Genomic DNA, 23154 nt, shown 5'->3' with positions numbered 1-23154 from the left:
CATGTTCAGCATGCTAGACAACAACCGGGGGCTCAGCCTCATCGAGCTGGTGGTCACCATGGTCATCCTGGGGATCCTCACCTCGATGATCATCCCGTCGGCGCGGATGACCTCCATCCGGGTTAAGGAGCTGGAACTCAAGCGGAGCCTGCGGGAGATCCGCACCGCCATCGACGACTACAAGAAGTACTACGACAAGGCGGTGGACGAGAAAAAGATCATCCCGACGCTCAATAACCCCGGGTACCCCGAGACCCTGCAGACCCTGGTCGACGGCTACGACTTCGGGGGGCTGGTGAACTACAAGAAGAAGTTTCTCCGCAAGGTGCCGCCCGATCCTTTCCACCCGGTCAAGGAGGGTGAGCCTGCCTGGGGGATGCGCTCCTACGAGGACGAGCCGGACAGCAACTCCTGGGGCAGCCAGAACGTCTTCGATGTTTACTCGCTGAGCACGGCAACCGCCCTGGACGGCACCAAATACAAGGACTGGTGACATGCTGAAGACGTTACTGAAAAGCCAGCGGGGCTTCACCCTGATCGAACTGATGATCGTGGTTTCCATCGTGGGGATCCTGGCCGCCATCGCGGCGCCCAACTACCAGTGGGGACTCATCAAGGCCCGCGAGGCGGTTTTAAGGGAAGACCTCTACATGTTCCGCTCCACCATCGACCAGTTCTACGCCGACCAGGGGAAGTACCCGGATTCCCTGCAGGAGATGGCCGAGAAGAAGTACCTGCGCGATGTCCCCAAGGATCCCTTCACCCGCGCGGCCGACACCTGGCAGGTGCTGCCGCCCCCACAGACCGAGGGGCAGGATGTCAAGGGAAACGTCTACGATGTGCACAGCGGCTCGACGCTCATCGGCACCGACGGCAAACCGTACAACGAGTGGTGAGCTAACCCCCCGCCCGCAACAACGAGGTTCAGATACGACATGATTCAACTCCACAACGTAGGGATGTCCTACCAGCCCGAAGTGGCTGCGCTTTCCGATATCAACCTCAAGATCCCCAAAGGGGATTTCGTTTTTCTGACCGGGCAGTCCGGAGCCGGGAAGTCCACCCTGTTGAAGCTCCTCTACGCCGAACTCACCCCGAGCCGGGGGCAGGTTTTGATCGACGGTCAGAACCTGACCCGGTTGTCGCGATCCCAGATTCCCCTGGTAAGGCGCAGCATCGGTGTCGTGTTCCAGGACTACAAACTGCTCCCCAACCGGACGGTGCTCGAGAACGTCGCCATCACCCTCGAGGTTTTAGGGTGGGGGCAGCGCGACATCGGCAAGAAGGTCTTCCACATCCTCAAGCGCATGGGGCTGGAGAGCAAGCTGAACTCCACGCCGCTGCGGCTCTCCGGTGGCGAGCAGCAGCGGGTGGCCCTGGCGCGCGCCCTGGTGAACGATCCGAAGATCCTGATCGCCGACGAGCCGACCGGGAACCTGGACGAGGAGAACAAGGAGGCGATCCTCAATTTCTTCAAGGAGGCCAACAACCGGGGTACCACCGTCGTGGTGGCCACCCACGACCGCCGGGTGATCGAGAACTCGCACCGCCGGGTGATCCGCCTGGACAAGGGGCGCATCGTGGACCAGGGGGAACCGAGCCTGCCCGGGGAAGAGAGTGCGGAGGTGCCCGATGGCAGCGTCCAAGGCTAACAGCATGAAAAACACCCCGAAACCGGCGGCGAGCGTGCGTCCCAAGCTCGCCCAGGAAGGGTTCTTCGGGCGCCTTAGCTACTTCAGCGCCCGCGCGCTCGCGAACCTGCGCCAGAACGTCTTCGTGAGCCTGGTGACGGTCGCGACCATCTCGCTTGCGCTGCTCATCGGGGCGCTCTTTCTCCTGGTCTACGTGAACCTGGAAGGGCTCGCCAACGGCTGGAGCGACAAGGTCCAGATCACCGCCTACTTCGACAAGGAGCCGGCCCCCCTGGCGGTCGCTGCCTTGAAGACCACGGTAAAATCGATCCCCGGCACCAAGTCGGTGACCTTCATCAGCAAGCAGGAGGCGGAGAGCCGCCTGCGCGCCCGCCTGAAAGGGCAGGAGTCGCTTCTGGAAGGGGTAAACGCCGACGTGCTCCCCGCGTCGCTGGAAATCCGCCTCGACCGGGAGCACCGCGACAACTTCGCGGTCACCCACTACGTGGCGGCGCTCAAGAAGGTGCAGGGGATCAGCGAGGTGCAGTACGGCGAGGAGTGGGTGCAGCGCTTCAACACCTTCATGAACTTCTTCCGGCTCATGGGGCTTTTATTGGGGAGCTTTCTGACCGTCGCGGTCCTCTTCATCGTCTCCAACACCATCAAGCTCACCATCTACGCCCGCAAGGAGGAGCTCGAACTCCTGAGCCTGGTCGGGGCGACCCGCTTCTTCATCAAGGCCCCCTTCCTGATCGAGGGGATCCTGCAGGGAGCCCTGGGGGCGCTTTTGTCGCTTCTCGCCCTGGCCGGCTGTTACTTCGCCTTTATGCACAACGCCGGCAGCTTTCTCGGCGTCAATCCTGCCGGTGCGGGGCTCACCTTCCTGTCGCCGCTGCACCTGGCCGCCATTCTCGGGGGAGGGGTGCTGCTCGGTTTCATCGGCAGCCTCACCTCGCTGAGAAGGTTCATCAACATCTAGCATGCACCGTCACCTTCTCATACAACTAGGTTCCCTCGTGCTGGCGCTCGGCCTCGCCGGCCCGGTCCAGGCCGGGGTCAAGGAAGACCTCCAGGGGGTGCGCCGCGAGATCAAGGAGAAGAACCTGCTCCTCTCCAAGACCCGCAAGGTCGAGACCCAGGTCTCCGGCGAATTGCAAAAGATCCAGCGCTCGCTCAAGGAGAAACAGGAGAACCTCACCAAGCTGGGGCGCGACCTGGCCGGCGTCGAGCAGGGGATCGACCAGACCATGACCGAGATCGAGCATACCCGCCAGGAGGCCGAGAAGAAGCGTTCGCACATCGAGCGGCGCATCGTGGCCCTCTACAAGGGGGGCGATATCGGCAACCTGAGGGTGATCTTCTCCTCCGAGAGCTTCCCGGAGATGTCGGAGAACCTGCGCTACCTAAAGAGCGTCCTCGCGCACGACAAGCAGCTCTTCGCCCAGTACAACGAGGACCTGTCCCACCTGAAGGGACTCAAGGCGCGCCTGGAGCAGGACGCGGCCCGCAAGGAGGGGATCCGCCGCTCCATGGAGGCCAAGAAACGCGAGATCGAGCAGGAGCAAAACCGCAAGGCAACCTACCTGGTAAAGGTGCGCCAGGACAAGCAGGGGTACCTCGCCTCGATCAAGGAACTGCAGGCCAACGCCAAGCGGCTGCAGAGCATGTTTGAAAGGCTTGAAGCGCGAAATAGAAAGGCGTATAGTGCCAAAAATCGTGGCAAGGCCGGCTCGGGAAGCCAGGGGAATGTGGCATCCCTGCCCCCCGCGACGCCGGTTCCCGACAAGGGGTTGGGCGCCCAGAAGGGGCGGCTCTCCCTGCCGGTGAAGGGGACCATGCTCGAGACCTTCGGCAGGCACAAACACCCCGACTTCAACTCATTCACGGTAAGTAACGGGATTTCGGTGTCGGCACCCTCGGGAACCCCCATCCATGCGATCTTTGACGGCGAAGTTATCTTTGCCGATTATTTCAAAGGGTATGGTAATATGATCATCGTCGATCACGGGGGGGGCTTCTTCAGTCTCTATGCCCACGCCTCATCCATGGCGAAGAGGGTCGGGGCCAAGGTGTCGCGCAATGAGGTACTGGCGAGTGTCGGCGATCTCGACTCCAGTAAGGGACCGATGTTGTACTTTGAGATACGCTATCAGGGAAAACCGGTTGATCCGTCTCCCTGGTTCAGATGAAACGCATACAACGAGATTAGGGAGGCAGAATGTTCAAGGGCAGTAACTACAAAAAGGCGACGTTGTTCATCGCGACGGTTTCACTGCTGACGCTTACCATCGCCTTTGGCGTTCAGCGCAGGTGTGCGGCCCAAAGCGGCGGCAACGATTACGAGTCGATTGAGCTCTTCACCGACGTGCTCTCCATCGTGAAAAAGAGCTACGTCGAGGATGTGGACACCAAGAAGCTGGTCTACGGCGCGATCAACGGCATGCTGAGCTCCCTCGACCCGCACAGCTCCTTCATGCCGCCGGAAACCTACAAGGAGATGAAGATCGATACCAAAGGCGCCTTCGGCGGCTTGGGGATCGAGATCACCGTGAAGGAAGGGATCCTGACCGTCATCTCGCCGATCGAAGATACCCCGGCCTTCAAGGCAGGGATCAAGGCGGGAGACCAGATCCTGAAGATCGACGACAAGTTCACCAAGGATCTGACCATCACCGAGGCGGTGAAGAGGATGCGCGGCGTCAAGGGGACCAAGGTCACCCTGACCATCATGCGTGAAGGGTTCGAGAAGACCAAGGACTTCACCATGGAGCGCGACATCATCCAGGTCAAGAGCGTTAAGTCCAAGGTGCTGGACGATGGCTACGGCTACATCCGGATCTCCCAGTTCCAGGAGAAGACCGACGACGACCTCGAGAAGGCACTGAAGAGCCTGCAGGCCACCGCGCCGCTCAAGGGGTTGGTGCTTGACCTGAGGAACGATCCCGGCGGGCTCCTGGACCAGGCGGTGCGGGTGTGCGAGCACTTCATCGAGGAAGGGAAGCTGGTCGTCTACACCGAAGGGCGCGAGAAGGACTCCAAGATGCGCTTCACCGCCCGCAAGGGGGGCAAAGAGGGGAACTACCCGATCGTGGTCCTGATCAACAGCGGTTCGGCGAGCGCCTCCGAGATCGTGGCCGGCTGCCTGCAGGACCACAAGCGCGCCGTGGTCATGGGTACCCAGAGCTTCGGCAAGGGGAGCGTACAGACCATCATCCCGCTCTCCGACAACTCGGGCCTGCGGCTTACCACCGCCCGTTACTACACGCCGAGCGGCCGTTCCATCCAGGCCAAAGGGATCACCCCGGATATCGTCGCCGAGAAGGTCGAGATCGCCGCGACTGCCGAGAAGAAGAACGACGGGATGCACATCCGCGAGAAGGACCTCGAGAACCACTTCGAGAACGACAAGAAGGAAGCGGTCGACGACAAGAAGGCCAAGCCCGCTCCCTACAAGACCGACGAGTCCATCAAGGGCGACTCGCAGGTGCTGCGTGCCCTCGACCTCTTGAAAGGTTGGGACATCCTGAAGGCGATGGGCAAGGCGTAGTACCGTAACGCCAGGCTTAAGGAACGTAAAAGCGGAAGAGGGATCCCTCTTCCGCTTTTTTCGTGTAGAACCAGCTGTTACTGCGGAGTGTCTTAAGGGTTTCTTGACAGGAAAAGTGCGAGTGACGTAAAGTTGCGGTACACTACACAGGCTCAAACCCATTCTCACTGGTGCCAGACTACTCTGTAGCCAGTCCTCCCTGCAATCGTGAGGTGTTCATGTTCGAGTTCAAAAAGGCCGTGCTGTGCCAGTTACTGCTGATCTGCTCCTTGCTTTTGTCTGCACCGGCAGCCTTCGCCGCCGGGTCGGTCTCGATTGCTGCTGCCGGAAACGGCACCTTCAACGTAGTCGCCAGCGGAGTTCCGGCCCCACACGCCTTTCATGTGGTGGTAGGTTACGACAGCTCCCTGCTCACTGTGCAGAATGTGACTGCCGGCCAGATGGCTTCTAACGCGATCTTCGCCTACAACGCTAATGTTGCGGGCTCGATCCAGATAGCCGCACTGTCGCAGGCCGGCATGAGCGGTTCCGGAGTCCTGGCCACCATCACCTTCAACCAGACCGGGAGCACCCCCGGCAGGATCACGGTCGGTCCGGGTACCGCGAGTGCGGTACTTGACGGGTCACTGCCCACGGCCAAGAACATCCCGGTAAGCTATTTCGCCTGGGCACCTTCCGAGCAGCAGGATACCAGCACCACCGCCAGCACCGGTTCTACCAGCGACAAAAGTGGTACTACGCAGACCTCATCCGGTACCTACAGCGTAGGCGGCACCCTTACCATGCCCACGGACGAGTCCACTGCCCCCCGCAAGGACGCACCGGGTCAGCAGCCGCCGCAGGAAGGCCGCGAGACTTCCCAGTCACCCCCGGCACCTGCCAGCGAACCGGCCGCAGCGCCGGAGGCCCCGGTTGCCGCCAAGAAGGTGGAGAAGTACCAGCCCCGTACGGTGACGAGCGTGCTGGAGAAGTTCCGGCTGTTCACCGGCGAGAAGACCCCGGAGAAGCTCAGCGCACTCTTTGCGCCTGATGCCGTCTTCGTACAGACCCCCGCCATCGCCATTTCCGACGGGACCTCCACCGTGACGGTGCAGATAACCCGCGTGCCGGGCGAGCGGGCGCCGAACTTCGCCTTCAGCCACGCCAAGTACGTCTCGCTCAAGCAGACCGGGGAAGGGGAGTGGCAGCTGGAACTCAAACCCGACAAGAACGCCATCAGGGCCGGCATTGTCATGACGGTAGACGGCGTGGAGCAGGAGATCCCGCTCACGGTGCTTCCCAAGGTCAGCGTCGACCTGAACAAGTCGGGAGGCGTAACCGAGGCCGACTTTGCCCAGTTCCTCAAGGAGCGCGGGACGGAGAAGGCACCGAAGTACGACCTGAACGGGGATGGCCGGCGCGACTACCAGGACGACTACATCTTCACCGGCAACTACCTGCTCCAGAAGGGGGCGAAAGCCTCCGGGGCACCCAAGAAATAAGCTGCCGGGCCGCCGCGCCAGCGGTGGGATCGAGGTTACAACTGATGCGGGAGGTCATCCTCACGGGAGACCTCCCGCAATTTGTGTCAAGAGGGGGAGCATGAAAGAGGTTCACGCGTTTGCAGATGGGCGCCTGGTGCGCGACGAGACCGAGGTGGTGGGGGAGTTCCCCCTGGCGATCCGGGTGAACGACCGGGAACTGGTGACCTTGATCGCCTCCCCGCACGACCTCAGGTTCCTGGTTGCAGGGTTTCTCCGGGTTCAGGGGTTCGTCGGCTCGGTCGACGATTTCCAGATGCTGAGCGTCTGCAGCGATTACGGTGTCGCCAATGTCCGCATCAAGGGGGAGCTCCCGGAGACCCTCAAGCCGATCCTTACCTCCGGTTGCGGCACCGGCATTACCTATAGCCTTCCCGGCGCGGGGGAGGAAACGGTGCGGGTTGCCGACGGGGAACCGGTCGCACCGGAGGCGATCTTCGCCCTCATGGAACAGCTGGCCCGGAAGGCCGAACAGTACAAGGTGCACGGCGGCGTTCATTCCGCCGCGGTCGGCGCCCTCGACGGGACGCTGGTCCTGCATGCCGAGGATATCGGTCGGCACAACACCCTGGACCGCCTGGCCGGGGAGGCGCTGATCCGGCGCATGGACCTGGCCGGCAAACTCCTGGTGACCTCCGGGCGGATCTCCGCGGAAATGGCCGCCAAGGCTGCGGGACTCGGCATCCCGCTGATCGCCTCGCGCACCTCGCCGACCGACATGGCGATCAAGATCTGCCAGGAGGCGGGGATCACGCTCATCGGCTACCTGCGCGGCGGAAAATTCCTGGTTTACTCCCACCCGCAGCGGATCTCCGCGGTGACCGAATAGATAGAGATGAGGGCAGCACCATCGCAAGGGGTGCTGCCTTTTTGGTACCCGTCGTTCCTCCCGTGCTCCCTTTCCCGTCTCCTACCTTTTTCCAATGTGCTCTGCTGCGTGCCCGCAGACAGAAAACCGTGCGCCACGCGGGCTCCGCGGCTGCGGATCGCGGCATCGAGGCCATTTCAGCAATTGACAAAGCGGGGTAAAAACTGTATACAGTATCCGTTCAAATGAACGATGGCTGTTTTGTCTTCATCCCGTAACTGTCGTAATTCGCTGGTTAAAATATCACGAGGAGGCATCATGATCGAAGCGTACCTGAAGCAAGAAGCCGAACGCAAGGCACTGGGAATTCCTGCCAAACCTCTCGACCCGGAACAGACTGCAGATCTGTGCAAACTGCTGCAGGCTCCCCCGGCTGGGCAGGAGGCATTCCTGCTGAATCTTCTGAAAGAGCGGGTTTCTCCGGGTGTCGATCCCGCCGCCGAGGTGAAGGCCAAGTTCCTCGCCGACATTCTTTCCGGTTCCGCCACCTCCCCGCTGGTTTCCAAAAAAGACGCGGTCCAGATCCTGGGGACCATGCTGGGTGGCTACAACGTGGCCCCGCTGGTCGAGGCCCTGAAAAGCGCCGAGCTGGCCGATGCCGCGGTGACCGCGCTCTCCGGTATCACCCTGGTGTACGATGCCTTCGACGACGTCCTGGAGCTCTCCAAGAGCAACGCCTCGGCCAAGAAGGTGATCGAGTCCTGGGCCAAGGCCGAGTGGTTCACCTCGAAGCCCGGCCTGCCTGAGACCGTGAAGGTGAAGGTCTACAAGGTGGAAGGCGAGATCAACACCGACGACTTCTCCCCGGCGGGCGACGCCTGGAGCCGTCCTGACATCCCGCTGCACGCCCTGGCCATGGGCAAGACCCGCTTCCCCGACGGCAACGCCACCATCGCGAAGTTCCGCGCCGAAGGGTTCGAAGTAGCCTTCGTAGGCGACGTGGTGGGGACCGGTTCCTCGCGCAAGTCGGCCTGCAACTCGGTTCTTTGGGCCATCGGCAAGGACATCCCGGCCGTCCCCAACAAGCGCCGTGACGGCATCATCATCGGCGGCGTCATCGCACCGATCTTCTTCAATACCGCCCAGGACTCCGGCGCCTTCCCGATCAAGACCGACGTGACCAAGATGAAGACCGGCGACGTCATCGTGATCGACTCCAAGAAGGGCGAGATCAAGAGCGAGTCCGGTGAGCTGCTCTCCAGCTTCAACGTCGCCCCCAACACCCTGTTCGACGAGTTCCGCGCCGGCGGCCGCATCCCGCTGATCATCGGCCGCGCCCTCACCGAGCGTGCCCGCAAGGCCCTCGGCATGGGACCGATCGACGTGTTCACCCTGCCGGTCAACCCGGTTCCCAAGGCCGGCCAGGGCTACTCGCTGGCCCAGAAGATGGTGGGGCGTGCCTGCGGCGTGGAAGGGGTCCTTCCCGGTACCGCGTGCGAGCCGAAGATGACCACCGTCGGTTCCCAGGACACCACCGGCCCGATGACCGCCGACGAACTGAAAGAACTCGCCTGCCTGAAGTTCCTGGCCCCGATGTTCATGCAGTCCTTCTGCCACACCGCAGCCTATCCGAAGCCGGCCGACGTCAAGATGCACAAGACCCTGCCGCAGTTCATCATCGAGCGTGGCGGCGTGCCCCTGAAGCCGGGCGACGGCGTCATCCACTCCTGGCTGAACCGCCTGCTGGTTCCGGACACCGTCGGTACCGGCGGCGATTCGCACACCCGTTTCCCGATCGGCATCTCCTTCCCGGCGGGCTCCGGCCTGGTCGCCTTCGCGGGTGCCCTCGGCTTCATGCCGCTCGACATGCCCGAGTCCGTGCTGGTGCGCTTCAAAGGGAAGTTCAACCCGGGCATCACCCTGCGTGACGCCGTGAACGCGATCCCGCTCTGGGCCATCAAGCAGGGGCTTTTGACCGTGCCCAAGAAGAACAAGGTGAACATCTTCAACGGCCGCATCCTCGAGATGGAAGGTCTCCCCGAGCTCTCCGTCGAGCAGGCCTTCGAACTTACCGACGCCGCCGCCGAGCGGAGCGCCGCTGCCGGCTGCATCAAGCTCTCCGAGAAGTCCGTTGCGACCTACCTGCGCTCCAACGTGGCGCTCATGAAGCAGATGATCGTTGACGGCTACCAGGATGCCCAGACCCTGCAAAACCGCATCGATGCGGTCAACGAGTGGCTCAAGGCTCCCAAGCTTCTGGAAGCCGACGCCAACGCCGAGTACGCCGCGGTCATCGAGATCGACCTGGCCGAGATCACCGAACCGATTCTCGCCTGCCCGAACGATCCGGACGACGTGAAGGTGCTCTCCGAGGTGGCCGGCACCCCGATCAATGACGTGTTCCTGGGCTCCTGCATGACCAACATCGGCCACTTCCGTGCTGCCGGCGAGATCTGGAGAGGGACCAAGTTCAACCCCAACGTCCGCACCTGGATCTGCCCGCCGACCCGCATGGATCAGCAGCAGCTCAAAGACGAGGCGTACTTCTCCGTGTACAGCGCCATGGGCGCCCGCATCGAGATCGCCGGCTGCTCGCTGTGCATGGGTAACCAGGCGCGCGTGCCCGACGGGGTGAACATGTTCTCCACCTCGACCCGCAACTTCGACGACAGGATCGGCAACGGTGCCAAGGTGTTCCTGGGCTCCGCCGAACTGGGTGCCGTCGCGGTGAACCTGGGCAAACTCCCGACCCCCGCAGAGTACCTCCAGGTGTACCAGGAGAAGGTCGAGCCGAACAAGGACAAGGTGTACAAGTACCTGCAGTTCGACGAGGCGTAACGCCTCAGTCGCCAGTAACCACAAAAAAGGCCCACCGGGAAACCGGTGGGCCTTTTTACGTTGGGGGTTAGCTCATCGTACCGATCAGTCGGATCTGGCCGATCGGTACGATGAAGAGCGGAATTGCCGGCGCAGGCTACAAAAGCTGCTTCAGCTCCTCGATGAGCCCCTTTAGCAGGTCGTAGCCGTTCTGCCAGAAGGCCGGGTCGCTCATCTCGATCCCGGCAGGGGCCAGGGTGTCCGCCGGAGTCTTGGAACCGCCGTCTGCCAGGATGCCGCGGTAGACCGGGAGGAACTTCTCGCGCTCTTTCAGATACATCTGGTACAGCGACAAGACCAGGAGCTCCGCGCAGGTGTACGAGTAGCAGTAGAACCGGGCGTGGATGAAGTGCGAGATGTAGCTCCAGCCGTAGCGGTAGGGCTCGATCATGTCGACGGCGTCGCCGTAGAGCTTGTGGTTCTCCTCCCACCAGAAGTCGCACAGGGTGCTCGCGGTCAAGAGACCGTTCTTGCGCTCCAGGTGCATGCGCTCCTCGAAGCGGGTCAGCACGTTCTGCCGGAAGGTGGTCGCGATGATGTCCTCGATCTTGGCGCAGAGCAGGGACTTCTTCAGTTCCTTGTCCGACTCGTTTTCCAACAAGAGCCTGGTGAGCAGCATCTCGCCGAAGACCGACGCCGTCTCGGCCAAGGGGAGGGGCGGGTGGTAGTTCAGCATGGTCTGCACCTGGGCCACATGGTAGTGGATGCCGTGGCCGACCTCGTGGGCGATGGTGGAAACGTCCCGCAGGTTGCCCGTGAAGTTCAAAAGCAGGTACGGCGGGAGCGACGGGGTCATCCCCATGCAGAAGGCGCCGCCGCTCTTACCGGGGCGGGGCAGGACGTCGACACGCCGGTCGGTGAAGAAGTCGTCGGCCAACCTGGCGAACTCCTCGGAAAAGCCGCCGTACGCCTTTACTACCAGGGCGCGCGCCTCCTCGAGGCTGTAGGTCCTGCCGCTGTCGCTCAAGGGGGCGTAGACGTCCGAATTCTTCAGCTTGGGGATCCCCAGCAGCTTTGCCTTGAGTCGGAAGTATTCCTGGGCCAGGGGGTAGTTGGCCTCGGAGACCTGCATGAGGCTTTCCACGACCTCGGTGGGGATCTCGTTTCCCAGGTTGGTGGGCTCCATCGGATGCTGGTAGCTTCTTAGCTCCATGTCCTGGGCGTGGTCCAAGGCGGCGTTGTTGAACACCGCAGAGAACAGGATCTCGTGCTCCTGGTGCTTGTTCAAAAAGGTGCTGAAGGCGCGCTCGCGTACTGCGGCGTCGGGGTGGTGCAGCATAGCCAAGAGCTCCTCGCCGGTAAAGTCGCGCTCCTCGCCGTCGAGTTCCATCTTGTAGCGCAGCGAGGCGGAAACCTCGTCGAAGAGGCGGGAAAACGCCTGCACGCCGGTCAGCCCTTTCTGGGAGAGCAGGCTCTCCTCGCGCTCACTCAGGGTGTGCGGGCGGAACTTGCGCAGTGCCTCCAGGAAATGCCGATAGACCTCCAGCCGGCTGTCCTCCACCAGGGCGTTGAAGGCACCGTCCTCCAACTGAATGATTTCCAGGTCGAAGAAGAGCAACTCCCTCCCCATCAGGTTTCCATACTCGGCGGCTTTCTGGGAGAGCCTCTTGGTGTCGTCGCTCTCGCTGTCAGCCGCGAACAGCAGGTGGGAGTAGAGCTGCGGTTTGATAAGGAGTTCCTGCAGTTGTTCGTATTCCTTGAGGGCGGCAAGCAGCCCTTCGGCGGAGAGGCCGGCCACCTTTTCGCGGTAACGCTGCCTGAACGCGGCGACTTCTTCGGCCCCCTTGTCGAAATCAGCAGCCAGTTCAGGAGAGGTCGTGGAAGGATAAAGCGGTGTAGTATCCCAGGTAAGCTCGTTACTCATGGTTATCTCCTGATTTTTACTCAATAATTACAGATGAATGACCTCAGATACTAATAGATGGGTCGAAGACTGTCAAGCCGGAGGGGAAATGGGCACGTGCTGCGTTCCTTGTTTCACGGTGCAAGCTGAGGCTCCACGCTCCCAGGAAAAGGAGTAGTTTTAGGCGCCGCAAGATAGAGCGTGCCTGAACGGGCTGCCCGTGGCCGCGGCATCGGAGCTAGGGATCTGATTTTCCGCCATTTTGAGCAAGGGCAGATCCTTGACAAGAGAATTCGGGTAGGGTAGAAATACACAGATTTAAATTAAAGTATTCTAAGGTCTATCATGGACACTCTGCTCGTCATCGAAGCTACCGAGATCTTGCGCCACGAGTTGGCGGTAGCACTCGGAACAGAATACACCGTCTTGCAAGGTGCTGACTTCAACCAGGCCATGGAGCAGTTCCACCGGCACAATCCGAAAGTGGTGGCGCTCGATCTCGGGCTGCCTCCGGACCTTGAGGGGACCTCGGAAGGCTTTCGCTGCCTGCAGTGGATGCTGGGGAGCCAGCCGGAAACCAAGGTTGTGGTCCTGACCGGAAACGGCGACTGGGAAACTGCCCATCGCGCCTTGCGGTTCGGCGCCTACGATTTTTACCACAAGCCGGTCAACCTTGACGAGCTGAAGAGCGTCATCAAGCGGGCTTTCCAGTTGATCAACCTGGAAGAGGAACGACGGCGCCTGCAGGAGACCCTGGATCGGCGTGGCCAGGGGCTGGAAGGGGTCGTGGGACAGTGCGCGGCAATGCAGCGCGTCTACTCCGCCGCCCAGATGGTGGCAGCCTCGGACGTTCCGGTGCTGATCACCGGAGAACTCGGTACCGGTAAAGAGCTCGTGGCCCGCACCATCAAATCCTTGAGCGCCAGGGCCGACGGCCCCTTTGTCCCGATTCTATGCGCGGTGACCAATAAGGACCAACTGGGGAGTGAACTGTTCGGTGCGGAGTGTGGTGCCGGAGTGGGGGTGGCGCTTCTGCCGGGGAAGATCGAGCACGCGGCCCAGGGGACCTTGTTCATCAACGAACCGGCTGAGTTGCCGCAGCATCTGCAGGTAAAGCTTTTGAGGGTGTTGCAGGAGAGGAAACTGCAGCGCGTCGGGGGGACTCAAGACATCGGCACCGATATCCGGGTCATCTGCGCCGCGAAGGAAAACCTGTCTCAGGCTGTAAGGGCAGGGCTCCTCTTGGAGGAACTCTATTACCGCCTATCGGTGATCACCCTGGATCTGCCCCCCTTGCGCTCCCGTGGTCAAGACATCATGCTGCTTGCCCATCTCTTTTTACGCCGCTTTGCCCAGGCGTGCAATTCCCGGGTGCGCGGCTTCACCCCCGAGGCAGCCGCGGCACTCGAGGTCCACAGCTGGCCGGGGAACGTCGGGGAACTCGAGGGGCGGGTACAGCGCGGAGTGATCCTCAGCGAAGGTCCCTTCCTGGAACCGTCAGTGCTGGGGCTTGGAGTGGAAGCGGTACGGGAAGAGGTGGCCGCTGCGCGCAGCCTGAGCCTCAGGGAAGCTCGCGACCGTGCCGAACGCACCGTGATCAGTGCGGCCGTCGACTCCAGCCGCGGTAACCTGGCCAAGGCGAGCGAGCTGCTCGACGTGAGTCGATCGACACTCTACGACCTTTTGAAAAAACACGGGCTCTTCAATCCCGGCGGCAGTCGTTAGCTGTGATTAGTTTTGGTCTAGCCTTAGTGGTACTCGTAGTAGTGAGTCTTGGCCGTTAATCCCGTTAATCCCATTCATCCCTGTTATTTCAAGCATCTTCCCGTTACTCCCTGTCCCCGACGCTGACCGTGAGGGAACCGTCCCGCGGCAGCAGCTCACTGAAGTACCTGATAGTGGTGAACCTCTCGGAAACCGCCGGCGTAGCCGTCGAACTGAAGCGCCCGACGTGGATCAGGTACCTGATGCCAAAGAGCCGTGCCGTTTCCAGGTTGGTCTCGCTGTCCTCCCCGAGCATGGTCCGCTCAGCCCGGTAGCTGATCATCTCTTTAAGTTTCCCCCAGAAAGCCGGATCCTCCTTGGGAAGTCCCACCTCATGAGCCGAAATGATCCCGTCGAAATAGGGGCCGATGCTGGTGCGACGCAGCTTCAGGTCCAGCGTCTTGCCATGGGCATTGGTGACCAGGTAGAGCGCCTTGCCGTGCTGACGCAAGAAGAGCAGGAACTCGACGACGAAGGGGTGCACCGCGATCAGGTGGCGCACCTCTTCCTTTAAAACCGGGATGTCCAGGCCGAGTTGCGCCGACCAGTAGTCGAGGTCGGTCCAGTTGAGCGTGTTCTCCTGGGAGCGGAACATCCGGTACAGGCGCTCCTTGGCCAGTTCGATACTGCCGCCGTGCTTTTGGGCCCAGCGCAGCGGTACGTGCTCGAGCCAGAAGTGATCGTCGAAATGCCGGTCCAGGAGCGTCCCGTCCATGTCGAGCAGGACGGTGTCGATCTGGTTCCAATCTATGGTGAGGGGGGCGGGTGACATAAGGGGGTTCCTTGCAGCAGTAAGTTAAGACTGAGGTCCACCGGAATCGGTTGGGGCGTGGAAAGCAAAGTCCCCTCTCCCCTTGCGGGAGAGGGACAGGGCGAGGGGGAAGGTGCCGACCCTGCAGCAGTTGGCAATTTCACCCACCCCCTATCCCCCTCCCGTCAAGGGAGGGGGGACTTTTACATAAGCGGTTTAGGTTGTTGTCCAGCAGGAGACAAGAGTCTTTCCCGACGGGAACAGCGGGGCATGAACTAGCTGGCTTTTGCTTCGAGGAACGCCTTCACCTGATCCTTGTCCGGCTCCATCACCTCGCAGCGGGTTTCCAGCCCCTCCAGGGCGGCCAACTGGGGGGGGAGCGGGGTAGGGGCGCCGATTGCCTTCTCGACAGCTTCGCCGAATTTGGCCGGATGCGCGGTCGCCAGGCAGATCGAACTCGAGCCGTCGGTGACGCACGTGAGTGCGCCGTGGACGCCGACCGCGGTGTGCGGGTCGAGGGTGTAACCGGTCTCCCGGTAGAAATCGGCGATGGTTTTCAGGGTCTCCGCCTCACCCACCGAGCAGGTGAGGAATTCGCTCTGCACCTGTTGTACTTCCTCGGTGCTGAACACGATACGGCCGGTCTGGCGCAGTTCGGCGAACGCCTCGCGCACCCGCGCCGGGTTCTCGTTGAAAAGGTAGTAGAGGTAGCGCTCCAGGTTCGAGGCGAGTTGGATGTCCATCGACGGGGAGACCGTCTGCACGACCTGGCCCAGCGAATAGTCGCCGCTGGCTACGAAGCGGCTCAGGATGTTGTTCTCGTTGGTGGCGAGCAGCAGCTTCTTGACCGGCAGCCCCATGCGCTTGGCAAGGTAGCCGGCGAAGATGTCGCCGAAGTTGCCGGTGGGTACCGAGAACACAGCCTCTTCCTGCTCGGGGAGCCGGCCCCAGGCGTAGAAATAGTAGACCACCTGGGCGAGCACGCGGGCCCAGTTGATGGAGTTCACCGCACCCAGCGCGTACTTCTCCTTGAAGGGGAGGTCGTTGAACAGGGTCTTCACGATGTCCTGGCAGTCGTCGAAGGTCCCCTTTACGGCAATGTTGTGCACGTTCGCGTCGAGCACCGTGGTCATCTGGCGCGCCTGGATGGGCGAGGTCTTCAGGTGCGGGTGCAGGATGAAGATGTTGATGTTCTTCTTGCCGCGCACTCCGGCGATGGCCGCGCTCCCGGTATCGCCCGAGGTAGCACCCAGGATGTTCATCTTCTGGCCGCGCTCTTTCAAAAGGTACTCGAACAGGTTACCCAGCAGCTGCAGCGCCACGTCCTTGAAGGCCAGCGTCGGCCCGTGGAAGAGCTCGAGGATGTAGACGCCGTTTTTCTTAACCACCGGCGTAGTCTCGGCGTGGTTGAACGAGGCGTACGAGCGGTCGATCAGCTCTTTGAGGTCGTGTTGCGGGATGTCGGTTGCGAACAGGGAGATGATGTTGAAGGCGAGTTCCGGATAGGGGAGCTTCGACCAGGCAGTGACGGTAGCGCGATCCAGCTGCGGAATGCTCTCGGGCAGGATCAGGCCGCCATCGGTGGCAAGTCCCATCATGACAGCGTCTTTGAAGCCGATCGGTGCGATACTTCCCCTGGTGCTGAGGTATTTCATGGTCGTTTCTCTTTCCTTTGAAGGTAGTCGGCCGTTCGGCACAGCGTCCATATATAACAGTTAAAACGTTAAAAGTGAAGAGATAGCTGGCCGGAAGAGTCCCGCCGGCTGCGGGCGTTTTGCGTTAAAGGCCGCTGGCATTTCCCGATCAGGCGCTTTGCCGAGCCTTGCATTGACACAAAGCACCCTGCCGTTGTAATAGATTCACTGTAGATAGATGCAATAAAGCCCCTCGCTAGCTCTTGAACTGGTGACTGGATGGAGAACGGCGGCGTGGAAACTCTGAACCAGGAGTTGTCGGAAAAGCAGATCCAGTTCAATGATGCCATGAAGCGCTACCAGTCGCTGGCGCGCTACCAGGTTTTCAATGTTGCTGTCTCATCCGTAAATGTTGCGTTACAGACTTACCTGCTTGTGCTCGTCTGGCCGGTGCGTATCGGTCCGGTCGGTCTGGCTGTCGCAGTAGCGGTTTCCTTCGTGCTCACCGACTTTTTAAACGGCCTGGTGCACATGATGATGGACAACAATGACAGCTACGACTCGGTCTTCGGTCCCTTCGTTGCGAATTTCCACCTGCACCACAAGATCATCCAGTACAAAAAGCGGCCGCTGCCGGTGGTCTATTTTAACGAAACCGGCTCCAAGGTCTGGCTCGTGGGGTACCTGTCGTTTGTCCTGCTGCTTTTTGAGGTGGGGCAACTGGCCCCGCTGGCCGCCCACATCCTCGTTTACGTCGGCATCCTTTCCTCGCTGGCCGAGGTCTCTCACTACCTCGCGCACAGTTCGACAGCTCCGCTAACCCTCTTGCTGGGCAGGCTCAAGATCATCCTCCCCAAGCGCCACCACGCCCACCACCACCTTGAAGACAACCGGAACTACGCTTTTTTGAACGGGATGACCGACCCTCTGTTGAATATCATCGCGAGAGCCTGGTATCCCGGTTACAAAAAATACACCGATACCCACTACGCTTATTACGCACCGGACAATCTCGAAAGCAGGTGAGTGGGCTACAGGTTTAAAAGCCTGAACCACGGAGGCGCACAGAGGAAAATCGGAAATAAACGAGAGCTATACCCGGAGACTTCAGGTTTTCCTCGGTGCAGTTCTCGCTTTCCCCCTGTGTTCCTCTGCGCTTGCCTCTTATGCTTTAAGGTTTTCCTCTGGGTGTCTCCGTATCCCCTGCGGTAAAAGCTTTGTGTTCGCTGCGTGGCCAATTGGAAATACTCAATGCAGCGTCGTTTTTCAGGCTGAAAAAGTGATACTGCAAGGTGCCGAAAAAGTCGCTGCTCTGTCCCCGTCAAAAAAGGTAAGATAGCAGATGACGGTGCCCCAATCCTGTGCCGCAGGTCTCTGAAAAACGGGAAGAATCCCTAAAAAATTCCCTTGCATAAAGGATCAGTACGTGGTAAATAAAGGGTCACATGTTAATGTTCACTCAAAAGTGAGCTCTTCCGGCTCACTTTTTTTATTGGGAAATCGAAAGTTATGGCAAAAGTTGATGTTGCAGAACGGCTCACCGAGGTGATCGAACAGATCGCGGCTCCGCTCGGTATGGAGCTGGTTGATCTGGAGTACAAGCGGGAAGGGCGGGATATGGTGGTCCGGGTTTTCCTGGACAAGGAAGGCGGCATCACCCTGGATGACTGTGCGGCGGTAAGTCGCGAGCTCTCCGATCTGCTCGACGTCGAGGATGTCATCCCCGGCCACTACAACCTCGAGGTCTCCTCCCCCGGCATCTGCCGGCCCCTGAAAAAGGTGGCAGACTTCCAGCGCTACACCGGCAAGCTCATCAAGGTGCGCACCTACGACATGTGGGCCGACGACCAGGGGAACAAGCGCAAGACCTTTCTCGGCACTCTGACGGGGATCGAGAACGGGGTCATCGGCGTGGATCTCAAAGAAGGGCAGCACGCAGCGATCCCGCTGGAAAAGGTGGCCAAGGCCAACCTCGAGTTTGAATTTTAATCTTTTTACACCTGACAATATCAGAAAGTCGAAGGAGACAGTGACGTGGAAACGAGCTTTAACCTCAAGCATACCATTGACCAGATCGTCAAAGAGAAGGGTATCGACAAGAACATCGTCGTGGAGGCGCTGGAACAGGCCGTTCTGACCGCTGCCAACAAGAAGTTCCGCAATACCCGCGATCTGGAAGCTCACTACAATCCGGAGATCGGTGAAGTGGAGCTGTTTGAGTTCGTTACCGTCGTGGACGAAGTGGAGGATTCCTATCGCGAGATCGAGCTGGCCGAGGCGCGCGAGGAGGATCCGGAAGTCGAGGTGGGCGACTCCATCGGCATGAAGATGGACGCCAGCGGCTTTTCCCGCATCGCCGCCCAGACCGCGAAGCAGGTCATCATCCAGCGCGTACGCGAGGCCGAGCGCGAGACCATCTACAACGAGTTCCAGGAGCGCATGAACGAGATCGTGAACGGCGTGGTGCGCCGCTTCGAGAAGGGCGACCTCATCGTGGACCTGGGGCGCGCCGAGGCGCTCTTGCCGCACAAGGAGCAGGCCCCGCGCGAGGTTTACCGTCAGGGCGACCGCGTCAAGGCTGTCATCACCGAGATCCGCATGACCACCAAGGGGCCGCAGATCATGCTGTCGCGCACCCATCCCCAGATGCTCGCCAAGCTCTTTGAAGCCGAGGTGCCGGAGATCGCCGAGGGGATCGTCGAAATCAAGGGCGTGGTACGCGAGCCGGGCGGGCGCGCCAAGATCGCCGTCTACTCGCACGACTCCGACGTCGATCCGGTGGGCGCCTGCGTCGGTATGCGCGGCAGCCGCGTGCAGAACGTGGTCTCTGAGCTCAGGGGCGAGAAGATCGACATCATCCCCTGGAGCGACGACATCGCCCGTTTTGCCTGCAACGCGCTGGCTCCGGCCGTGGTCTCCAAGGTCTACGTCGACGAAGAAGAGTACGCCATGGAAGTTATCGTGGCCGACGACCAGCTCTCGCTTGCCATCGGCAAGCGCGGCCAGAACGTACGTCTTGCCGCCAAACTGACCGGCTGGAAGATCGACATCAAGAGTGAAACCCGTATGGCCGAGGCGGAACTTCTGCAGTTCGCCTCCTATGACGGGACCGAAATCGAGGCTGCCGAGGCCGAGGCTGTCGCGGAGGCCCCGGTTGTCGAGGTTGCCGCAGAGGAGCAGGAATAGAATTTATGCCTAAGGCTGAACCGCAGCGCAGCTGCATAGCCTGCCGGGAACCCCGGGACAAGCGCGGGCTGATCCGCTTTGTCCTGGCGCCCGACGCCACCGTGGTACCCGACCTGCAGCAGAAACTCCCCGGCCGCGGGGTGTACACCTGCTGCAAGGCGAGCTGCCTTAAGACGGCAGCCCAGAAAAGGCAGTTCAGTCGCGGCTTCAAGACCGAGGTGCTGGGGATCGACCCCGAACAGCTGGTACGCCAGGTGGGCGCCAAGATGGAAGAGCGCATAGCTAGCTACCTCTCCCTTGCCAACAAGGGGGGGAAGGTCGTCTCCGGCTCCGACCAGGTAACCGACAAGCTGAAGAAGGGCGGCGTCGGCATACTGTTTCTGGCCACGGACATCTCGGCGGATATCGGGGAAAAGTTTCGTGGCCTCGCAGAACTCAAAGGGGTTGCCTGCATGGCCCTGTTCACCAAGGAGCGTCTTGGGGAACTGATCGGTAAAGAGTTGAGGAGCGTGCTGGCCATACTGGACAGCGGCTTTGTCGGCTCGATAAGTTTGGAAATGGAAAGATACAGGAACTTCTTTGAGGAGGAGCGTGAGTAGATGAGTAAAACCCGCGTATACGAGCTGGCGCAGCAGATGGGGATCGACAATAAGGAGCTGATGGCACGGTTGGCTGCCCTTGGCGAGCCGGTGACCAATCATATGGCCGTTTTGGAAGATTCGGTGGTCAAGGCACTTACCGCCCCCGCGCAGCAGCCGACCCACAAAGAGGTTTCCCAGGAAGAGGTCCGGGTGAAGCCGACCCTGATCCGGCGCCGCGCCAAAGTGGTGGAAACGCCCGAGTCGGAAGCAGTCGAGGCAGCCGCCCCGGTGGAAGAACCGGTTCAGGAAGCCCCTGCTGCAGCAGCGCCTGCCAAGGATGTCGCCGAAGAGCCCAAGAAACCGGTCCGCGATCCGGGTCGTGCCATCATCATCGAGGCAGCCCCGAAACCGGCGCCCCCGCAGGCACCGGCAGCGGCCAAGCCGGCCCCTGCAGCCGAGACCAAGCCGGCAGCCCCGGCTGCCAAGGCTCCGGAGACTCCGGTAGAGGCCAAGCCGGCCGCTCCCGCTGCTTCTGAAGCTGCCAAGCCGGCAGAAAAGGTCGAAGCACCGGCCCAAGCACCGCAGGCACCCGCTGCCGCCCAGCCGGCGCAGCCCGCCGCGCCCCCCAAGGTCGAGGCACAGCCGGAGCAGGCATCGCCGACCCGCGCCAAGATCCTCGGCCGCGTCGAGATTCCCATTCCCGCCCAGCGTCCGGCCGAACGCCGCGAGTACCAGCGTCCGGCAAACGGCGAGCGTCCGGCCCCGCGTCCGGGGATGCCGCGCGGCGTGGAGCGCCCGGGCACCGAGCGCCCGGCACCGCGCACCGGCGAGCGTCCTGCTGGGGCGCACCCGCGTACCGATCGTCCGGCGCCGCTTGCTCCGGTAGAACTGCCGCTGGGTGGCGACGACCGTCGCAAAGGTGCCCGCAAGCCGGCACCCGCAGGCGGCACCGACTACGCCAAAAACGGCAAGAAAGGTGCTCCGGCCACTAAAGGGAAGAAAGAGGCCTTCAAAAAGCCGGACCTCATGGACAAGCGCGAGCGCGTCTTCGAGCCCGGACCGCGTTCCAAAGGGAAAAAGCGCGGCGTTGAGAAGGTCCAGATCGGCAAGAAGACCGAGATCACGGTACCTAAGGCCATTAAGAGGATCATCAAAATCAGCGAATCTATCACCGTAGGCGAACTTGCCAAGCGCATGGGTATCAAGGCGACCGACCTGATCCGCGCCCTGATGAAGATGGGGGTCATGGCCACCATCAACCACCCGCTCGACTTCGACACCGCGACCATCCTCGCCACCGACTTCGGCTACGAGATCGAGAACGTGGCGCTGGACGTGGAGGAGATGCTGGAGGCCGAGCCGGATGCACCGGAGAGCCTGCAGAAGCGTCCGCCGGTCGTCACCATCATGGGTCACGTCGACCACGGCAAGACCTCGCTGCTCGACGCCATCCGCGAGACCAACGTCATCGCAGGCGAGGCGGGCGGCATCACCCAGCACATCGGCGCCTACGACGTCGAGCTGAACGGCCGCAAGATCACCTTCCTCGATACCCCGGGCCATGAGGCCTTTACCGCGATGCGCGCCAGGGGCGCCAAGGTCACCGACATCGTCATCCTGGTGGTGGCGGCGGACGACGGCGTCATGCCGCAGACCCGCGAGGCGGTGAACCACTCGAAGGCCGCCGGCGTACCGATCATCATCGCGATCAACAAGATCGACAAGCCCGAGGCGAACCCGACCCGCGTCAAGCAGGAACTCATGGAGTTCGGGCTGGTAGCGGAAGAGTGGGGCGGCGACACCATCTTCGTCGAGGTCTCAGCGAAAAAACGCATCAACCTCGAAGCGCTCCTGGAGATGGTCCTTCTGCAGGCCGACGTCCTGGAACTGAAGGCCAACCCGGACAAGGCGGCCCGCGGTACCATCGTCGAGGCGAAACTCGACAAGGGTCGTGGCCCGGTGGCCACCGTACTCGTTCAGGAAGGTACCATGAAGGTCGGCGACTACTTCGTGGCCGGCGTTCACTACGGCCGCGTACGCGCCATGCAGAACGACCGCGGAGAGAAGGTACCGGCTGCCGGTCCGGCCATGCCGGTCGAGGTCATCGGCTTCACCGGGGTCCCCGATGCGGGCGACATCTTCGTGGCCATGGGTGACGAGAAGCAGGCCAAAGAGATCGCCAACCATCGCCAGATGAAGTTGCGCGAATCCGAACTGGCCAAGCACAGCAAGCTCTCCCTGGAGCAGCTCTACGAGAAGATCCAGAAGGGCGAGGTCAAGGACCTCAACACGATCGTCAAAGGGGACGTGCAGGGATCGGTGGAGGCGGTTGCCGAATCGCTCAGGAAACTCACCACCGCGGCCATCCGTCTCAACGTGCTGCATGCCTCGGTCGGCGCCATCACCGAAACCGACGTCAACCTGGCCAGCGCCTCCAACGCTATCATCCTCGGCTTCAACGTGCGTCCCGAAGTCAAGGCGGCGGCACTCGCCGAGAAGGAAGGGGTGGACGTTCGCCTCTACAACATCATCTACGACGCGGTGGACGACATCAAGAAGGCGATGGAAGGCCTCCTCGAGCCGACCTTCAAGGAGAAATATCTGGGCCGTGCCGAGATCCGCGAGGTCTTCTCGGTACCCAAGGTCGGCAACGTGGCCGGCTCCTATGTCACGGACGGCAAGATCGTCAGGAACGCCCAGGTCCGCCTGTTGCGCGACAACGTGGTGGTTTACGAAGGCAAGCTCTCCAGCCTACGCCGCTTCAAAGACGACGTGAAGGAAGTCGCCAGCAACTACGAGTGCGGCATGTCGCTGGAAAACTACAACGACCTGAAAATCGGCGACATCTTCGAGTGCTTCGAGATGGAGAAGGTGGCCGGCAAGCTGTAATTAATATCTAGTTCACTCCACCCCCTCCCTTGACGGGAGGGGGCAGGGGGTGGGTGCAGCTGCCACGAAGTGAGCTAACGTCACGATCGCCGGTTTCCCCCGCACCCCGATCCTCTCCCGCCT

At 61.3% G+C, this 23154-nt stretch carries 18 protein-coding genes; 15 read left to right on the top strand and 3 right to left on the bottom strand.

Features of this window, described 5'->3' with window-relative positions; all coding sequences use genetic code 11:
* Position 1: 1 nt before the first annotated feature.
* The 9 genes from H7688_RS19270 (at position 2) to acnB (ending at position 10344) form a co-directional block, all read left to right on the top strand.
* On the top strand, positions 2-493 hold the full coding sequence (locus tag H7688_RS19270) for a type II secretion system protein (protein WP_183362885.1): 492 nt from the start codon (positions 2-4) through the stop codon (positions 491-493).
* Position 494: 1 nt separating this feature from the next.
* Entirely contained in the window at positions 495-896 is a 402-nt protein-coding gene (locus H7688_RS19265) for a type IV pilin protein (RefSeq protein ID WP_183362884.1), read from the top strand.
* Positions 897-935: 39 nt separating this feature from the next.
* Complete coding sequence (gene ftsE / locus H7688_RS19260; protein WP_183362883.1) at positions 936-1652, top strand: cell division ATP-binding protein FtsE; 717 nt, start codon at positions 936-938, stop codon at positions 1650-1652.
* Complete coding sequence (gene ftsX / locus H7688_RS19255; protein ID WP_246329891.1) at positions 1633-2610, top strand: permease-like cell division protein FtsX; 978 nt, start codon at positions 1633-1635, stop codon at positions 2608-2610. Before ftsE ends, ftsX begins: the two co-directional genes overlap by 20 nt.
* Position 2611: 1 nt before the next feature.
* Entirely contained in the window at positions 2612-3820 is a 1209-nt protein-coding gene (locus H7688_RS19250) for a murein hydrolase activator EnvC family protein (RefSeq protein ID WP_183362882.1), read from the top strand.
* A 29-nt stretch (positions 3821-3849) separates the two neighbouring features.
* Positions 3850-5178: a S41 family peptidase gene (locus tag H7688_RS19245; protein WP_183362881.1), complete on the top strand. Its 1329-nt coding sequence runs from the start codon at positions 3850-3852 to the stop codon at positions 5176-5178.
* A 218-nt stretch (positions 5179-5396) separates the two neighbouring features.
* A complete protein-coding gene (locus H7688_RS19240; RefSeq protein WP_183362880.1) occupies positions 5397-6659 on the top strand; it encodes a cohesin domain-containing protein in 1263 nt (420 codons plus the stop codon).
* A 100-nt stretch (positions 6660-6759) separates the two neighbouring features.
* Positions 6760-7527, top strand: a complete 768-nt coding sequence (gene fdhD, locus H7688_RS19235; protein WP_183362879.1) for a formate dehydrogenase accessory sulfurtransferase FdhD — start codon at positions 6760-6762, stop codon at positions 7525-7527.
* Between the two features lie 297 nt (positions 7528-7824).
* Positions 7825-10344, top strand: coding sequence for a bifunctional aconitate hydratase 2/2-methylisocitrate dehydratase (acnB, locus tag H7688_RS19230; RefSeq protein ID WP_183362878.1), 2520 nt, complete (start codon positions 7825-7827; stop codon positions 10342-10344).
* A gap of 136 nt (positions 10345-10480) precedes the next feature.
* Here acnB and H7688_RS19225 read toward each other — a convergent pair whose 3' ends face one another.
* Positions 10481-12247 (bottom strand): M3 family oligoendopeptidase, encoded by a 1767-nt coding sequence (locus H7688_RS19225; RefSeq protein WP_183362877.1) that lies wholly within the window; start codon positions 12245-12247, stop codon positions 10481-10483.
* 324 nt (positions 12248-12571) lie between these two features.
* Between H7688_RS19225 and H7688_RS19220 the strand changes: the two genes are divergently transcribed.
* On the top strand, positions 12572-13951 hold the full coding sequence (locus H7688_RS19220; protein WP_183362876.1) for a sigma 54-interacting transcriptional regulator: 1380 nt from the start codon (positions 12572-12574) through the stop codon (positions 13949-13951).
* Between the two features lie 103 nt (positions 13952-14054).
* On the opposite strand, the gene H7688_RS19215 is transcribed toward H7688_RS19220, so the two are convergent.
* Positions 14055-14762, bottom strand: coding sequence for an HAD family hydrolase (locus H7688_RS19215; protein ID WP_183362875.1), 708 nt, complete (start codon positions 14760-14762; stop codon positions 14055-14057).
* Positions 14763-15016: 254 nt separating this feature from the next.
* Positions 15017-16396, bottom strand: a complete 1380-nt coding sequence (gene thrC, locus H7688_RS19210; protein ID WP_183362874.1) for a threonine synthase — start codon at positions 16394-16396, stop codon at positions 15017-15019.
* A gap of 258 nt (positions 16397-16654) precedes the next feature.
* Between thrC and H7688_RS19205 the strand changes: the two genes are divergently transcribed.
* The 5 genes from H7688_RS19205 (at position 16655) to infB (ending at position 23031) form a co-directional block, all read left to right on the top strand.
* Positions 16655-17401 (top strand): fatty acid desaturase CarF family protein, encoded by a 747-nt coding sequence (locus H7688_RS19205; protein WP_183362873.1) that lies wholly within the window; start codon positions 16655-16657, stop codon positions 17399-17401.
* Between the two features lie 483 nt (positions 17402-17884).
* Positions 17885-18364, top strand: coding sequence for a ribosome maturation factor RimP (gene rimP / locus H7688_RS19200; RefSeq protein WP_183362872.1), 480 nt, complete (start codon positions 17885-17887; stop codon positions 18362-18364).
* Positions 18365-18409: 45 nt separating this feature from the next.
* Complete coding sequence (gene nusA / locus H7688_RS19195) at positions 18410-19561, top strand: transcription termination factor NusA (RefSeq protein ID WP_183362871.1); 1152 nt, start codon at positions 18410-18412, stop codon at positions 19559-19561.
* A 5-nt stretch (positions 19562-19566) separates the two neighbouring features.
* Positions 19567-20160: a DUF448 domain-containing protein gene (locus H7688_RS19190; RefSeq protein ID WP_183362870.1), complete on the top strand. Its 594-nt coding sequence runs from the start codon at positions 19567-19569 to the stop codon at positions 20158-20160.
* Positions 20161-23031: a translation initiation factor IF-2 gene (gene infB / locus H7688_RS19185; protein ID WP_183362869.1), complete on the top strand. Its 2871-nt coding sequence runs from the start codon at positions 20161-20163 to the stop codon at positions 23029-23031.
* Positions 23032-23154 lie beyond the last annotated feature (123 nt).

It is taken from the genome of Geomonas limicola (assembly GCF_014193675.1).
Classification (GTDB): domain Bacteria; phylum Desulfobacterota; class Desulfuromonadia; order Geobacterales; family Geobacteraceae; genus Geomonas; species Geomonas limicola.
Note: the sequence above shows the minus strand (reverse complement) of the source record. Positions and strands in the feature narration are given on the sequence as shown.

What these genes read in the sequence shown, in the direction of transcription:
- H7688_RS19270 (WP_183362885.1), top strand. Translation starts at nt 2, where the DNA reads ATGTTCAGCATGCTAGACAACAACCGGGGGCTCAGCCTCATCGAGCTG.
- H7688_RS19265 (WP_183362884.1), top strand. Translation starts at nt 495, where the DNA reads ATGCTGAAGACGTTACTGAAAAGCCAGCGGGGCTTCACCCTGATCGAA.
- ftsE (WP_183362883.1), top strand. Translation starts at nt 936, where the DNA reads ATGATTCAACTCCACAACGTAGGGATGTCCTACCAGCCCGAAGTGGCT.
- ftsX (WP_246329891.1), top strand. Translation starts at nt 1,633, where the DNA reads ATGGCAGCGTCCAAGGCTAACAGCATGAAAAACACCCCGAAACCGGCG.
- H7688_RS19250 (WP_183362882.1), top strand. Translation starts at nt 2,612, where the DNA reads ATGCACCGTCACCTTCTCATACAACTAGGTTCCCTCGTGCTGGCGCTC.
- H7688_RS19245 (WP_183362881.1), top strand. Translation starts at nt 3,850, where the DNA reads ATGTTCAAGGGCAGTAACTACAAAAAGGCGACGTTGTTCATCGCGACG.
- H7688_RS19240 (WP_183362880.1), top strand. Translation starts at nt 5,397, where the DNA reads ATGTTCGAGTTCAAAAAGGCCGTGCTGTGCCAGTTACTGCTGATCTGC.
- fdhD (WP_183362879.1), top strand. Translation starts at nt 6,760, where the DNA reads ATGAAAGAGGTTCACGCGTTTGCAGATGGGCGCCTGGTGCGCGACGAG.
- acnB (WP_183362878.1), top strand. Translation starts at nt 7,825, where the DNA reads ATGATCGAAGCGTACCTGAAGCAAGAAGCCGAACGCAAGGCACTGGGA.
- H7688_RS19225 (WP_183362877.1), bottom strand. Translation starts at nt 12,247, where the DNA reads ATGAGTAACGAGCTTACCTGGGATACTACACCGCTTTATCCTTCCACG.
- H7688_RS19220 (WP_183362876.1), top strand. Translation starts at nt 12,572, where the DNA reads ATGGACACTCTGCTCGTCATCGAAGCTACCGAGATCTTGCGCCACGAG.
- H7688_RS19215 (WP_183362875.1), bottom strand. Translation starts at nt 14,762, where the DNA reads ATGTCACCCGCCCCCCTCACCATAGATTGGAACCAGATCGACACCGTC.
- thrC (WP_183362874.1), bottom strand. Translation starts at nt 16,396, where the DNA reads ATGAAATACCTCAGCACCAGGGGAAGTATCGCACCGATCGGCTTCAAA.
- H7688_RS19205 (WP_183362873.1), top strand. Translation starts at nt 16,655, where the DNA reads ATGGAGAACGGCGGCGTGGAAACTCTGAACCAGGAGTTGTCGGAAAAG.
- rimP (WP_183362872.1), top strand. Translation starts at nt 17,885, where the DNA reads ATGGCAAAAGTTGATGTTGCAGAACGGCTCACCGAGGTGATCGAACAG.
- H7688_RS19190 (WP_183362870.1), top strand. Translation starts at nt 19,567, where the DNA reads ATGCCTAAGGCTGAACCGCAGCGCAGCTGCATAGCCTGCCGGGAACCC.
- infB (WP_183362869.1), top strand. Translation starts at nt 20,161, where the DNA reads ATGAGTAAAACCCGCGTATACGAGCTGGCGCAGCAGATGGGGATCGAC.